The organism is Klebsiella sp. 54, assembly GCF_018223875.1.
Classification (GTDB): Bacteria; Pseudomonadota; Gammaproteobacteria; order Enterobacterales; family Enterobacteriaceae; genus Klebsiella; species Klebsiella quasipneumoniae.
This window is the reverse complement of the sequence record NZ_JAGRRA010000001.1, coordinates 125,512-140,818: the sequence shown is the minus strand read 5'-3', so window position 1 is coordinate 140,818 and position 15,307 is coordinate 125,512. Positions and strand designations below refer to the sequence as shown.

Below are 15,307 nucleotides of genomic sequence, written 5' to 3'. Positions count from 1 at the left end.
GACTTTGAGGGACGGATGCAAGAAAAGATTCACTGGATCACCAACCTGCGCGGCATTGCCTGCATGATGGTGGTGATGATCCACAGTACCAGCTGGTATATCACTCATCCGCATGCGATTACGCTGCTGCAATGGGATATCGCCAATCGGCTCAATTCCGCCTCCCGCGTCAGCGTGCCGCTGTTTTTTATGATCTCGGGCTACCTCTTTTTTGGGGAACGCAGCGCCCAGCCGCGCCACTTCTGGCGGATTGGCCTGTGCATTGCGTTCTATAGCGCGCTTTCTCTGCTGTATATCGCGCTGTTTACCCATATCAACGTCGAGCTGTCGTTAAAGAATGTGCTGCAGAAGCCTGTCTTCTACCACCTGTGGTTTTTCTTTGCTATCACCGTTATCTATCTGCTCTCGCCGCTTATTCAGGTTAAGTCCGTCAGCGGCAAAATGCTGCTGACGCTGATGGCGATCCTCGGCATTCTGGCCAACCCCAATATGGTCGGCGTCAAAGCCGCCGGGATTGAGTGGTTGCCGGTCAACCTCTATATCAATGGCGACACCTTTTATTACGTGCTCTACGGCGTGCTGGGCAGGGCCATTGGCACCCTGAACACGGATAAAAAATGGCTGACCCCGCTCTGCGCCGCGCTGTTCCTCGCCGCCGTGTGGGTCATCTCCCGCGGCACGCTGCATGAGCTACGCTGGCGCGGGGACTTCGGCGACACCTGGTATCTCTACTGCGGACCGGCGGTGTTCGTTTGCGCGGTCACCCTGCTGACGCTCGCCAAAAACTGGCTTAACGCGCGTCCCCTGCCCGGTATCGAATGTATTGCGCGTCATTCTCTGGGGATTTACGGCTTCCATGCCCTGATTGTGCATGCGCTGCGCGCCAGCCATCTGGAACTGAGCCGCTGGCCGCTGCTGGATATTGTGTGGATTTTCAGCGTCGCCCTGCTCGGCAGTCTGCTGCTGTCCGGCCTGGTGCAGCGGGTTGATCGCCGCCGGCTGGTCAGCTAACGGCCCGGCGCACCGGACAACCGGGCGCCTATTCCGTTTTTTGCACCGCGCGGGCGACGCGGGCCCGTTCGGGGGTCGCAGATGCGCCGTATAAGCAGACAAACCACGCCGCGATATAGACGGCTTTTTCATACCAGTCTGTCGGCACATGCCAGGCGCCTACCAGTAGCAGGCCCGCCGACAGCAGCAACACCAGCCGGCATAACGCGATAAATCCGTCGTCCTGCCCCTGCCACCGTCTGGCGCGCTGATGGGCGAGGACGGCAAACATCCCCATCACCAGTACGCCAAGAAAATAACCTTTACCGCTAAACAGCGGGCAGGTCCGCCAGATACCCAGCAGATAAACCAGCGACCCTGCTGCCATCATCCCTCTGGCAATACTGCGTTTTATATTCATCGCTCCTCCCTGTCGACACGCGCTGATTATGACCGAACCGCCCGGCGATGGCGCAGGCCAGGTGCAGCAAAGCTGACATTTCGGAATTAATAAATACGTGTTTTGGATGAATGCAGCTTGGGCATTCAGGGGAGTAATCCGCCCGGCGCTGCCGGACGGACTGAGGCTATGACATCAGCGGTTTCAGCTGCTGATAAATCTGGCGGAAGGTTTCCCGCTGCGGCGCATAGTGGGCCACTCGGCGATCGTCCGGGCGATGCGCTTGCTCAAGCGGCAGCGGCGTCAACAGCCCGGCGCGGTCGGTTTCGCCGTGCACCGCCAGCTGCGCCAGCCTGGCCGCCCCCAGCGCCGGGCCGACGTCGCCCCCGGTACGGTAATCGAGCTGCTGGCCGCTGATATCCGCCAGCATTTGTCGCCAGTAAGCGCTACGCGCCCCGCCGCCGATAAGGGTGATGCTCTGCGGCTTGATGCCGCAGGCGTGTACCACGTCCATACCGTCCGCCAGCGCATAGCCCACCCCCTCCAGCACCGCCCGCGCCAGCTCTGCCGGCCCATGCTGATGCGTCAGGCCGAAGAAGACGCCCTTGGCCTGCGGGTTGTTGTGCGGCGTGCGTTCGCCCGACAGATAGGGCAGGAACCACACCGGACCGGCGCTCTCGTCGGCTGACTGTGCCGCCGCAATCAGCGCCGGCACGCTGGCGAGACCGGTTAATTTCGCCGCCCAGTCCAGACAGGAGGCCGCGCTGAGCATCACCGACATCAAATGCCAGCGGCCCGGCAGCGCATGGCAAAAGCTATGCACCGCGCTTTCAGGCTTGCTGAGGAATCCTTCGCTGACCGCGAAATACACACCTGAAGTGCCCAGCGACAGCATCGCCTGACCGGCATCGGCCATGCCAACCCCGACTGCGCCGGCGGCGTTGTCGCCGCCCCCCCCCACCACCAGCGCCTGTGGCATATTCCACGCCTGCGCCACCTCCGGGCGCAGCTGCCCGGTGACGTCGCTGCCTTCAAACAACGCCGGCATCGCGTCCCGGCTGAGATCGCAGGCGGCGAGCATCTCATCGCTCCAGTCGCGTCGGGCGACGTCCATCCACAGGGTACCGGCGGCGTCAGACATATCGCTGGCAAGCTCGCCGGTTATCCGCAGACGCAGATAATCCTTCGGCAGCAGCACTTTATCGACCTGGCTGAACACCGCCGCCTCGTGGCGCTGCACCCACAAGAGCTTCGGCGCCGTAAAGCCCGGCATCATCAGGTTGCCGGTGATCTGCCGGGAAGCGCTGACTTTTTCCTCCAGCAGCTGGCACTCTTCGCCGCAGCGGCCGTCATTCCATAAAATGGCAGGACGCAGCACCTGTAACGATTTATCCAGCAGGGTGGCGCCGTGCATCTGCCCGGCGATCCCCAGCGCCTTCACGTCGCGCAGACTATGCTGCGCGCCCAAGGCTTTCATCGCCGTGTCCGTCGCCTGCCACCACTGCTCGGGATCTTGTTCCGACCACAGCGGATGCGGACGCGAGACGGTAAGCTTTTCGGTATGCGATGCCACCACATCACCCTGCTCATTGAGCAGAATGGCTTTGACGCCCGATGTCCCCAGATCGATGCCGATATACATACTCCCTCTCCTTAAACGCGCGCCACGGCTGAGCGTGGCGCGAACAGAGCATCCTGGTGGCGACCCCGGTCACGCCGGGCGCCGCCGCATGATTACTTGTCAAACAGATAATGGTTGACCAGGTTTTCCAGTTGTTCCTGCTGGCCGCTGCGATGCTGCGGCGCCAGCTGATGCTGAACGGCATACTGGGCAATGTCGCTGAGGGTCATCTGCCCGTTCAGGATCTGCTGCCCCAGCTCGCCGTTCCAGCCGGCGTAGCGTTTGGCCACGCGTTTATCCAGTTCACCGTCCTCGATCATCCGCGCCGCGACCTTCAGCGACAGCGCCATGGTATCCATCGCGCCGATATGGCCATAGAACAGATCGTATTTGTCGGTGCTCTGACGACGCACTTTCGCATCAAAATTGAGGCCGCCGGTGGTGAAGCCGCCCGCTTTGAGAATTTCATACATCACCAGCGCGTTCTCTTCGACGCTGTTCGGGAACTGGTCGGTATCCCAGCCCAGCTGCGGATCGCCGCGGTTGGCGTCGACGGAACCGAACAGCCCCAGCGCGATGGCCGTCGCGATCTCATGATGGAACGAGTGGCCGGCGAGGGTCGCATGGTTGGCTTCAATGTTCAGTTTAATCTCTTTTTCCAGACCAAACTGCTTGAGGAAGCCGTAAACGGTAGAGGCATCATAATCATACTGATGCTTGGTAGGCTCCTGCGGTTTGGGCTCGATCAGCAGCGTGCCTTTAAAGCCGATTTTGTGCTTATGCTCCACCACCAGCTGCATAAAGCGGCCAATCTGTTCACGCTCCTGGCGCAGGTCGGTATTCAGCAGGGTTTCATAGCCCTCGCGACCGCCCCACAGAACATAGTTTTCGCCGCCCAGCTGATGGGTGGCATTCATGGCGGTGACCACCTGGGTGGCCGCCCAGCTGAACACTTCCGGGTCCGGGTTGGTGGCCGCGCCAGCGCCGTAGCGCGGGTTGGTGAAGCAGTTTGCGGTCCCCCACAGAAGCTTGACGCCGCTCTGCTGCTGCTTCTCCGCCAGTACCTCGACCATCCGGGCGAAGTTATTGCTGTACTCCTTGAGCGAACTCCCTTCCGGCGAGACGTCAACGTCGTGGAAGCAGTAGTAAGGCACGTTGAGTTTATGGAAAAATTCGAACGCCACATCGGCTTTGCGTTTGGCCATCTCCAGGGCGTCGCCAGGCTGCTGCCATGGGCGATCGAAGGAGCCCACGCCAAACATATCGGCGCCATTCCAGCAGAAAGTGTGCCAGTAACAGGCCGCAAAACGCAGATGATCTTCCATCCGTTTGCCCAGCACCAGTTCATCCGGGTTGTAATGACGGAAAGCCAGCGGGTTAGTGGATTTCGGGCCTTCGTAACGAACGCGATCGAGTTGATCGAAATAGGTCTGCATAGAGAACTCCATATTCAGAGATGCGGCGAATAACCAATCAGGTACCCTAAATAATTCGAGTTGCAGGAAGGCGGCAGGAGCGCGAGTCCCCGATAACCAGGGGGCGAAGCAACGAATGTCACCAACACACCTACAACTTGAAGTATGACGGGTTTAAGCCAATATAGAATTTCGCTTTCATTTTCCTCAATTACGTTATTTCACACCGCCATTGAGAGAATCCACAAACGTGCGCTAGCTCGCAAAAAATAATATCTGCTCGTTCTTCTGCCGTCCTGTCAGAGAAGTCCAGTGCAATAATAAGAGTGTGCATGAATAAAATACGATCGCCGTCATAATTTACGCATTAAACGAAATTTCATAACCGCAAAATAAAAACCGGTAATTGCCAGCCCTGCTTTCCGCGTTAAGAATCTGTAACGTATCCGCAACCTCATGTATCAAACATTATTTTCCGTTCGTCTTACCTACCCTTACAAAAAAGGTATCGTTATTATGAAGATAAAGAACCTTTGCCTTACGCTTTGCGCCAGCTCCCTCCTGCTCGCCAGCATGGCGGGGATGGCGAAAGAAGTGAAGATTGGCATGGCCATCGACGATCTGCGTCTGGAGCGCTGGCAGAAAGACCGCGATATTTTCGTCAATAAAGCGGAATCCTTAGGCGCCAAAGTTTTTGTTCAGTCCGCCAATGGCAATGAAGAAACGCAAATGTCGCAAATTGAAAACATGATCAACCGCGGCGTCGATGTCTTAGTCATTATTCCTTATAACGGTCAGGTGCTCAGCAACGTTATTAAAGAGGCCAAACAGGAAGGTATTAAAGTCCTGGCCTATGATCGCATGATTAATAATGCTGATATTGATTTTTATATTTCTTTCGACAATGAAAAAGTCGGCGAAATGCAGGCGCAAAGCCTGGTCGACAAAGTGCCGCAGGGTAATTATTTCCTGATGGGCGGTTCGCCGGTGGATAATAATGCCAAACTGTTCCGCGCCGGGCAGATGAAGGTCCTCAAGCCGTATGTCGATGAGGGCAAAATTAAGATTGTCGGCGATCAGTGGGTTGACGGCTGGCTGCCGGAAAACGCGCTGAAAATAATGGAAAACGCGTTGACGGCGAATAATAACAAAATCGACGCCGTGGTTGCCTCCAATGACGCCACCGCCGGCGGCGCCATCCAGGCCTTAACCGCCCAGGGGCTGGCCGGCAAAGTGGCGATCTCCGGTCAGGATGCTGACCTGGCGGGCGTGAAGCGCATTATTTCCGGTACCCAGACGATGACCGTCTATAAACCGATTACCACCCTGGCCACCAACGCCGCCGAAATCGCCGTTGAGCTGGGCAACGATAAGCAGCCGAAGTCTGACACTACGCTGAATAACGGTTTAAAAGATGTCCCTTCGCGCCTGTTAACGCCAATTGAAGTGAATAAAGAGAATATCGACGCCACGGTGATTAAAGACGGTTTCCATAAAAAGAGTGAACTGTAATGGCTGACGCCCCGCTGCGGGGCGTCATTTTCATCCCGCCGGATATCACTTTTCGGAGTCTTTATGGCCTGGCTACTCGAAATGAAGAACATCACCAAAACCTTCGGCGCCGTTAAGGCCGTGGATAATGTCAGCCTGCGCCTGAACGCTGGCGAGGTGGTCTCGTTATGCGGTGAAAATGGTTCGGGAAAATCGACGCTGATGAAAGTGCTGTGCGGTATCTATCCGCACGGAAGCTATGAGGGGGAGATTATTTTTGCCGGCGAAACGCTGCAGGCAAACCATATTCGCGATACCGAACGCAAAGGCATCGCCATTATTCATCAGGAGCTGGCGCTGGTGAAACATCTCACCGTGCTGGAGAACATTTTCCTCGGCGCCGAGATCTCCCGCCACGGTCTGCTGGATTATGAAACCATGACGCTGCGCTGCCAGAAGCTGCTGGCGCAGGTCAATCTGCCCATTTCGCCCGACACCCGCGTCGGCGACCTCGGCCTCGGTCAGCAGCAGCTGGTGGAGATCGCCAAGGCGCTGAATAAACAGGTTCGCCTGCTGATCCTCGACGAACCGACCGCCTCCTTAACCGAACAAGAGACCGCGACGCTGCTGGCGATCGTTCGCGATCTGCAAAACCACGATATCGCCTGCATCTATATTTCGCACAAGCTCAATGAGGTCAAAGCGATCTCCGATACAATCTGCGTGATCCGCGACGGCCAGCATATCGGCACCCGCGACGCCAGCGGCATGAGCGAAGACGACATCATCACCATGATGGTTGGCCGGGAGCTCACCGCGCTCTATCCCAGCGAACCGCACGCCCACGGCGAGGAGATCCTGCGGGTCGAACACTTGACCGCCTGGCACCCGGTAAACCGTCATATTAAACGGGTCAACGACGTCTCGTTTTCCCTGCGTCGCGGGGAAATCCTCGGCATCGCCGGGCTGGTCGGCGCCGGACGGACCGAGGCGGTGCAGTGCCTGTTCGGCGTCTGGCCGGGGCGCTGGCAGGGGGAGATTTTCATTGATGGCCAGCCGGTTAGCATCACTAACTGTCAGCAGGCCATTGGCCACGGCATCGCCATGGTGCCGGAAGACCGCAAAAAAGACGGTATCGTGCCGGTAATGGCGGTAGGTAAGAACATTACCCTGGCAGCGCTCAGCCAGTTCACCGGCGCGATGAGCAGCCTGGACGACGCCGCCGAGCAGCACTGTATTGAGCAGTCCATTCAGCGATTGAAAATTAAAACCTCCTCGCCGGAGCTGGCGATTGGCCGCCTGAGCGGTGGCAACCAGCAAAAGGCGATTCTGGCCCGCTGTCTGCTGCTTAATCCGCGCATTCTGATCCTCGACGAACCCACCCGCGGCATCGATATCGGGGCGAAGTATGAAATTTATAAACTGATTAACCAGCTGGTGCAGCAGGGCATCGCGGTCATTGTCATTTCATCCGAACTGCCCGAGGTGCTTGGTCTTAGCGATCGGGTGCTGGTCATGCACGAAGGCAGGCTAAAAGCCAATTTGGTTAATCAACATCTGACCCAGGAACAGGTGATGGAAGCCGCGCTGAGGAGCGAACGCCATGTCGAAGAACACGTCGTCTGAAATCAAACTTACTCCAACCGCCCCCACCGCCCTGCCGGCGCTGAAGGGGCTTAACCTCCAGGTCTTCGTGATGATCGCCGCGATCGTCGTCATTATGCTGTTTTTCACCTGGGTTACCGATGGCGCCTACCTGAGCGCGCGCAATATCTCCAACCTGCTGCGCCAGACGGCCATCACCGGCATCCTCGCCGTCGGCATGGTGTTTGTGATTATTTCGGCAGAAATCGACCTGTCCGTCGGCTCGATGATGGGGCTTCTCGGCGGCGCGGCGGCGATCTTTGACGTCTGGCTCGGCTGGCCGCTGCCGCTCACCATTCTGGTGACGCTGGTGATGGGCCTGCTGCTCGGCGCGTGGAACGGATGGTGGGTGGCCTATCGCAAGGTTCCCTCGTTTATCGTCACCCTCGCCGGGATGCTGGCGTTTCGCGGCATTCTGATCGGCATCACCAACGGGACCACCGTCTCGCCCACCAGCCCGGCGATGGCGCAGATCGGCCAAAGTTACCTGCCAGATGGCATTGGCTTTGGCATCGGCGTTGTCGGCATGGCAGTGTTCATTATCTGGCAGTGGCGCGGACGGATGCGCCGGCAGGCGTTAGGTCTCGCGACCGCGTCCTCCACCGCCGCCGTTGGCCGCCAGGCCATTACCGCGGTGATTGTGCTGGGCGCAATCTGGCTGCTCAATGACTATCGCGGTGTGCCGACGCCGGTACTGATCCTCGCCGCCCTGCTGCTGGCAGGGCTGTTCATGGCCACTCGTACCGCCTTTGGCCGCCGCATCTACGCCATCGGCGGCAACCTGGAGGCGGCACGCCTGTCCGGGATTAACGTCGAGCGTACCAAGCTGGCGGTGTTTGCCATTAACGGCCTGATGGTCGCCATTGCCGGTCTGATCCTCAGCTCACGCCTCGGCGCGGGGTCGCCCTCGGCGGGCAACATCGCCGAACTGGATGCCATCGCCGCCTGCGTTATCGGCGGCACCAGCCTGGCGGGCGGGATCGGTAGCGTCGCCGGGGCGGTAATGGGGGCGTTTATTATGTCGGCCCTGGATAACGGCATGAGCATGATGGACGTCGCCACCTTCTGGCAATATATCGTCAAAGGCGCCATTTTGCTGCTGGCGGTGTGGATGGACTCCGCCACCAAGCGGCGCGCGTAAGGAAGCGCTCTCTGAAGAATGTCTGAATTCTTTGCGCTACCGCCAAACTTCGCCATAAGGCGCTTGAAATATCTCGGGCATTAGCCGGTAGTGTATACCCAACAGCATTCGGGTTGCAGACGGCGCATCCCGGCCGCGTATCGCGTACGTGGCCGGGGTGAATGAGAAAGCCAGGCCATCGGCAACATCATGAATGAAGGGGTATGACCGGGGTTAGAGCAGGAACATCATCTATGTTTGAAAAGCGTCACCGTATTACGCTGTTATTCAACGCCAACAAAGCTTATGACCGCCAGGTGGTTGAGGGTGTCGGCGAGTATCTGCAGGCCTCCCAGCTGGAGTGGGATATCTTTATTGAAGAGGATTTTCGGGCACGAATCGAAAACATCAAAGAGTGGTTAGGCGATGGCGTTATCGCCGACTATGACGATCCCGAAATCGAAAAGCTACTGGCCGATGTCAACGTCCCCATCGTCGGCGTCGGCGGCTCTTATCATCAGCCAGAGCAGTACCCGCCGGTCCACTATATCGCCACGGACAACGCCGCGCTGGTGGAAAGCGCCTTTCTTCATCTGAAGGAAAAAGGGGTACACCGCTTCGCGTTTTACGGACTCCCCAACTCCAGCGGTAAACGCTGGGCAGTAGAGCGCGAGTATGCCTTCTGCCAGTTGGTGGCGAAGGAGAAGTATCGCGGCGTGGTCTACCAGGGGCTGGAGACGGCGCCGGAAAACTGGCAGCACGCGCAAAACCGGCTCGCCGACTGGCTGCAAACGCTGCCGCCGCAAACCGGCATCATCGCCGTCACCGACGCCCGCGCCCGCCACGTCCTGCAGGCCTGCGAGCTGCTGCATATCCCGGTGCCAGAGAAACTGTGCGTTATTGGCATCGATAACGAAGAGCTGACCCGCTATCTCTCTCGCGTCGCCCTCTCCTCCGTCGCCCAGGGCACCCGCCAGATGGGTTATCAGGCGGCAAAATTACTCCACCGGCTGCTGAATAACGAGGCGCTCCCGCTGCAGCGCCAGCTGATCCCGCCGATGCGCGTCGTTGAGCGACGCTCCACCGACTACCGGTCTTTAAACGATCCCTCCGTGATTCAGGCGATGCATTACATTCGCAACAACGCCTGCAAAGGCATCAAGGTGGAGCAGGTGCTCGACGCCGTCGGCATTTCACGCTCCAACCTGGAGAAACGCTTTAAAGAGGAAGTGGGGGAGACCATCCACACGGTGATCCACAGCGAGAAACTGGAAAAGGCGCGCAGCCTGCTGGTGTCCACCAGCCTGTCGATCAATGAGATTTCGCAGATGTGCGGCTACCCGTCGCTGCAATATTTCTATTCGGTGTTTAAGAAGGAGTACGACGTGACGCCGAAAGAGTACCGTGACCGGCACAGTGAAGTCATGATGTAGAGAGCAAAGAAAAATGCCCGGGCTTGCGCGCCGGGCATTAATAATGACGTAGATAAGCGCATTACATGTGCGCGGCAATTAACCGCTGGTTATCCTGATACATCGCGAAGAGATAGTTGTTGTAGCTCGACCCTTTGGTCGAATACCCCTTCAGCTTATGAATCATGGTGCTGGCCGTTACTTCCTGATCCGCCTTACGCAGCTGCAGGCGCGATTTGCGGAAAGAGGAATAGGCCGGGTGGGTGTTCAGGTTGGTGACGTAAGCCTGCACCGACTGCTCCACCGACTCAAACTGCGAGTAGCCTTTCATCGCGCCGCGGCAGCGACCAGCCCCGCACTTCATGCCGAACAGATTGTTGTTCTCACGCGCCAGCTTAGAGGTACCCCAGCCACTTTCCGCCGCCGCCATGGTCGCAACCATGCTGTTCGGAATAATGTCGACACGCTCAAGCAGCGCGTTCCATGGCACATGACGCGTATTGCCTGACCACTTCACCTTGTAACGCGTCGCGATATCTTTAAGGCGCGCCTTTTCGCTCGGCGACCAGCGAGCATCGTACTGCTTGGAAACAAGCCAGTTACGATCCGCAGTAATCGCCTGATTCTGCTTGGTAATATAAGGCATGACCGTCCGGAGAAACGCTTTTTTCCTTGGTGTTCCGGAAGGGTATTTTCGCAAGTCAGGAAGTGAACTGCTCTTTACACTATTGCGAGAATACTCTTGTTTACTGCTTACCTTAGTACTACTGATTTTCTTAACCGTTGGGGCTTTATGACTCTTTGTTGCTGTGTGCGTTGTTGCCAACACACTACCTGAAAAGACGCAGGTTAGTAACATAAGTATGGCGGCCCCATATCGTCGTATGGGATTCGATATCATCAGGTCTCCTGGTCGGATATATGCATTCCAACACCTTGTTTTTCACAAAAAAACGATAGCTGAATCGCTAATAGTATCAAAAATACGCACTGAGGGCATCAACAGAAATAGTCCAATTCCGAATTGCTGTCATCTGAAATCGGTTTCTGCGCCGCATCGCCAGCGCGAAAATGCTAGCTTCGTCTCATTTTTAGCCTATTTTTTGAGCGGTGTCACTCACCCCTTTTCATCCTCCTGGCAAAACGTCCGCCGGGAGGAGTTCACCCTTGCGGCAACAAGGCACACTAGATAAAAACCGCTCAAGGATCCCGCAATGAAACTCGCTGCGCTTGCCACGTTATTCGTGCCTGGGATGGCCTTTGCCGCCTGGACCACCGCCGACTTCCCTGCTTTCACCGAAGAAGGGACGGGCCGCTTCATCAGCCAGAAAGTGGTTGAGAAGGGTACACGTCCCCTGCAGCTAAATTTTGACCAACAGTGCTGGCAGCCTTCCGGCGGCATTAAGCTCAACCAGATGCTCTCCATGGAACCCTGTCGCGGCACGCCGCCGCAATGGCGCATCTTCCGCCAGGGCCTGTATACCCTGGAGGTGGATACCCGCTCCGGCACGCCGACGATGATGATTTCGCTGGAGGAAAAAGAGGCCAGCGCCGCGGCGCCGCAGATCCGCCAGTGTCCGAAGTGGGATGGAAAACCTCTGACCATCGACGTTAGCAAAACCTTCGCCGAGGGCAGTAAGGTTCGCGATTTTTACAGCGGCAATGTCGCGACCGTCAGCGGCGGCAAAATCACTCTGCAGCCCGCCTTCGGCAGCAATGGCCTGCTGCTGCTTGAGCGCGCCGAGACGGCCGCGCCGGCGCCGTTCGACTGGCACAACGCCACCGTCTACTTCGTCCTGACCGACCGCTTCGTGAACGGTAACCCGGCCAACGACAATAGCTATGGCCGACATAAAGACGGCATGCAGGAGATAGGTACCTTCCACGGCGGCGACCTGCAGGGATTAACCAGCAAGCTGGATTATCTGCAGCAGATGGGGGTCAATGCCCTGTGGATCAGCTCCCCGCTCGAGCAGATCCACGGCTGGGTAGGCGGCGGGACGAAAGGCGATTTCCCGCACTACGCCTACCACGGCTATTACACTCAGGACTGGTCGAAACTGGACGCCAACATGGGGACCGAAGCGGATCTCCGCCGGCTGGTGGATGAAGCGCATAAGCGCGGAATACGTATTCTGTTCGACGTGGTGATGAACCATACCGGTTACGCCACCCTGGCCGACATGCAGGAGTTCCAGTTCGGCTCCCTGTATCTGCAAGGGGATGAGCTGAAAAAAACCCTCGGCGAGCGCTGGACGGACTGGAAGCCCGGCGCGGGCCAGACCTGGCACAGCTTTAACGACTATATCAACTTCAGCGACAAGGCCGGTTGGGAGAAGTGGTGGGGTAAGAAGTGGATCCGCACCGATATCGGCGATTACGACAACCCGGGCTATGACGACCTCACCATGTCGCTGGCCTTCCTGCCGGACCTGAAAACCGAATCGAAGGAGGCGTCGGGCCTGCCGAACTTCTATAGCCATAAACCGGACACTGCGGCGAAGGCGATCCCGGGCTATACGCCGCGCGACTACCTGACGCACTGGCTGAGCCAGTGGGTGCGCGACTACGGCATCGACGGCTTCCGCGTCGATACCGCTAAACATGTGGAGATGGATGCCTGGCAGCAGTTAAAAACCCAGGCCACCGCCGCGCTGGCGGAGTGGAAAAAAGCCAATCCGGATAAAGCGCTGGATGCGGCGCCGTTCTGGATGACCGGGGAAGCCTGGGGACACGGGGTGATGGAGAGCGATTACTATCGCCACGGTTTTGATGCGATGATCAATTTCGACTATCAGGACCAGGCGGCGAAAGCGGCGACCTGCATGGCCAACATTGACCTCACCTGGCAGCAAATGGCGGACAAGCTGCAGAGCTTTAACGTGCTGAGCTACCTCTCCTCACACGATACGCGCCTGTTCCGCGAAGGCGGCACCACGGCGGCAGAGCTGCTGCTGCTGGCCCCTGGCGCCGTGCAGATTTTCTATGGTGACGAGTCGTCGCGCCCGTTCGGCCCCACCGGCTCGGATCCGCTGCAGGGCACCCGTTCAGAGATGAACTGGCAGGATGTCAACGGTAAAGCGGCCCGCAGCGTTACCCACTGGCAGAAGATCGGCCAGTTCCGCGCGCGCCATCCGGCGATCGGCATGGGCAAACAGACAACGCTGTCGATGCAGCGGGGTTACGGATTCGTGCGCGAGAGCGGTGAAGACAAAGTGATGGTCATCTGGGCCGGACAACAGCAGTAATACAGGAGTGGCTCCCTGCCCGGCGGGGAGCCATTCAGAACAATACGCTGATAAAATATCGATTCACAGGATAAAAACAAAAATACCCCTCTTCCCTTCGATTTGCACCACGCTGGCGCTGGCGTTATGGTTAGCCACTTTCCAGAACCACCGACAGACGATTCGCGATGACATTTTCCCTTTTCGGCGACAAATTCACCCGTCATTCAGGCATTACCCGCCTGATGGAAGACCTTAATGACGGTCTGCGCACGCCGGGCGCTATTATGCTGGGCGGCGGCAACCCCGCTCAGATCCCGGAGATGAATGACTACTTCCAGCAGTTGCTCTCCGACATGCTGGATAATGGCAAAGCCCTTGATGCGCTTTGTAATTATGATGGTCCGCAGGGCAAGAGCGAGCTGCTGAGCCTGCTGGCGAAGATGCTGCGCGACGAACTGGGCTGGGAGATCGAACCACAGAATATTGCGCTAACAAATGGCAGTCAGAGCGCATTTTTCTACTTATTTAATCTGTTCGCAGGGCGTCGGGCAGATGGCACCACCCGCAAGGTGCTGTTCCCGCTGACGCCGGAATATATCGGCTATGCCGATGCCGGCCTGGAAGAGGATCTGTTCGTTGCCACCCGGCCGAATATCGAACTGCTGCCGGAAGGCCAGTTCAAGTACCACGTTGATTTTGAGCATCTGCAGGTGACGGAGGAGACCGGGATGATCTGCGTCTCGCGTCCCACCAACCCGACCGGCAACGTCATCACTGATGAAGAGCTGATCAAACTGGATGCGCTGGCGAATCAGCACGGGGTCCCGCTGGTGATTGATAACGCCTACGGCGTGCCGTTCCCGGGCATAATCTTCAGCAACGCCCGACCGCTGTGGAATCCGAACATCGTGCTGTGTATGAGCCTGTCCAAGCTCGGCCTGCCGGGCAGCCGCTGCGGGATTATCATCGCCAACGAGAAAATCATTACCGCCATCAGCAACATGAACGGCATTATCAGCCTCGCGCCCGGCGGTATCGGGCCGGCAATGATGTGTGAAATGATTAAACGTCAGGATCTGCTGCGCCTGTCAGAGACAGTGATCAAACCCTTCTATTACCAGCGGGTGCAGGAGACCATCGCCATTATTCGCCGCTATCTGCCGGAGGAGCGCTGCCTTATTCACAAACCGGAGGGGGCGATCTTCCTCTGGCTGTGGTTTAAGGATCTGCCGATCTCCACCGAGCTGCTGTATCAGCGGCTGAAAAAGCGCGGCGTGCTGATGGTGCCGGGGGATTACTTCTTCCCAGGACTCGATAAACCGTGGCCGCATACCCACCAGTGCATGCGCATGAACTATGTGCCGGACCCGCAAAAAATCGAGGCCGGGGTGAAAATTCTCGCCGAAGAGGTTGAATTCGCCTGGCGCGAACAGGAAGCGTAATTCCTGACGCTGCTGACGGGTAACGTCCGTCGGCGGACCCGCTCACGCCAGCGCCAGCCGCTGGCGTTTTTGCGCGCATAGCGCCTCCAGCTCCGCGGGAGCCATCACCCGCAGCGCCTGCGTCGGGCAGGCGGCTACGCAGGCCGGCCCCTCGGCGCGGTGGTGGCATAAATCGCATTTCAGCGCCTGCGCCTGCTGGTTCACCACCGTGACGGTCATCGCGCCGTACGGGCAGGCCACCATGCAGCTTTTACAGCCGATGCAGCGGCGCTGATCGACCCACCAGACGTCCTCCTCCAGACGAATCGCCCCCTGCGGGCAGACGCTGGCGCAGGGCGCATCCTCACACTGCCGACAGGCCGTCGCCGTTGATATCTCGCCGCTTTTCACCACCCGGATCCGCGGCGCGAAATGGCTTGTCGACAGCATGGACACATCCTGCGCCTGCTGGTGCGCCACCGCGCAGGCCACTTCACAGGTACGACAGCCAATACACTGTTGGGCATTAGCAATAAGAAACCGGTTCATCCTCTGCTCCCTGG

Annotated in this window: 12 protein-coding genes; 7 read left to right on the top strand and 5 right to left on the bottom strand. The window is 58.0% G+C overall.

Annotated elements, in window-relative coordinates:
- The first annotated feature begins 15 nt into the window (after positions 1-15).
- Positions 16-1,011, top strand: a complete 996-nt coding sequence (locus KHQ24_RS00665; RefSeq protein ID WP_211777080.1) for an acyltransferase — start codon at positions 16-18, stop codon at positions 1,009-1,011.
- 28 nt (positions 1,012-1,039) lie between these two features.
- On the opposite strand, the gene yiaB is transcribed toward KHQ24_RS00665, so the two are convergent.
- From yiaB to xylA, 3 genes are all read right to left on the bottom strand, one after another.
- Complete coding sequence (gene yiaB / locus KHQ24_RS00660) at positions 1,040-1,411, bottom strand: inner membrane protein YiaB (protein ID WP_049115149.1); 372 nt, start codon at positions 1,409-1,411, stop codon at positions 1,040-1,042.
- A 166-nt stretch (positions 1,412-1,577) separates the two neighbouring features.
- Positions 1,578-3,032 (bottom strand): xylulokinase, encoded by a 1,455-nt coding sequence (xylB, locus tag KHQ24_RS00655; protein ID WP_064151002.1) that lies wholly within the window; start codon positions 3,030-3,032, stop codon positions 1,578-1,580.
- 92 nt (positions 3,033-3,124) lie between these two features.
- A complete protein-coding gene (gene xylA, locus KHQ24_RS00650; RefSeq protein ID WP_004205019.1) occupies positions 3,125-4,447 on the bottom strand; it encodes a xylose isomerase in 1,323 nt (440 codons plus the stop codon).
- A gap of 495 nt (positions 4,448-4,942) precedes the next feature.
- On the opposite strand from xylA, the gene xylF reads away from it, so the two are divergent.
- From xylF to xylR, 4 genes are all read left to right on the top strand, one after another.
- Positions 4,943-5,938: a D-xylose ABC transporter substrate-binding protein gene (gene xylF, locus KHQ24_RS00645; RefSeq protein ID WP_017900027.1), complete on the top strand. Its 996-nt coding sequence runs from the start codon at positions 4,943-4,945 to the stop codon at positions 5,936-5,938.
- A gap of 63 nt (positions 5,939-6,001) precedes the next feature.
- Positions 6,002-7,543 carry a xylose ABC transporter ATP-binding protein gene (locus KHQ24_RS00640; RefSeq protein ID WP_017900028.1) on the top strand — a complete coding sequence of 514 codons (1,542 nt, stop codon included), beginning with the start codon at positions 6,002-6,004 and terminating at the stop codon, positions 7,541-7,543.
- Positions 7,521-8,702, top strand: a complete 1,182-nt coding sequence (gene xylH, locus KHQ24_RS00635; protein WP_053809875.1) for a xylose ABC transporter permease XylH — start codon at positions 7,521-7,523, stop codon at positions 8,700-8,702. Before KHQ24_RS00640 ends, xylH begins: the two co-directional genes overlap by 23 nt.
- 233 nt (positions 8,703-8,935) lie before the next feature.
- Positions 8,936-10,114, top strand: a complete 1,179-nt coding sequence (gene xylR / locus KHQ24_RS00630; RefSeq protein WP_049004410.1) for a D-xylose utilization transcriptional activator XylR — start codon at positions 8,936-8,938, stop codon at positions 10,112-10,114.
- 61 nt (positions 10,115-10,175) lie between these two features.
- Here the strand turns inward: xylR and KHQ24_RS00625 are convergent, their stop codons facing one another.
- A complete protein-coding gene (locus tag KHQ24_RS00625) occupies positions 10,176-10,994 on the bottom strand; it encodes a protein bax (protein WP_017900030.1) in 819 nt (272 codons plus the stop codon).
- A 313-nt stretch (positions 10,995-11,307) separates the two neighbouring features.
- Here KHQ24_RS00625 and KHQ24_RS00620 point away from each other — a divergent pair, with 313 nt between their 5' ends.
- Positions 11,308-13,341, top strand: coding sequence for an alpha-amylase (locus KHQ24_RS00620; RefSeq protein WP_004205025.1), 2,034 nt, complete (start codon positions 11,308-11,310; stop codon positions 13,339-13,341).
- A gap of 167 nt (positions 13,342-13,508) precedes the next feature.
- Complete coding sequence (gene avtA, locus KHQ24_RS00615; protein WP_004205026.1) at positions 13,509-14,765, top strand: valine--pyruvate transaminase; 1,257 nt, start codon at positions 13,509-13,511, stop codon at positions 14,763-14,765.
- A 42-nt stretch (positions 14,766-14,807) separates the two neighbouring features.
- On the opposite strand, the gene KHQ24_RS00610 is transcribed toward avtA, so the two are convergent.
- On the bottom strand, positions 14,808-15,293 hold the full coding sequence (locus KHQ24_RS00610; protein ID WP_004205027.1) for a 4Fe-4S dicluster domain-containing protein: 486 nt from the start codon (positions 15,291-15,293) through the stop codon (positions 14,808-14,810).
- Positions 15,294-15,307 lie beyond the last annotated feature (14 nt).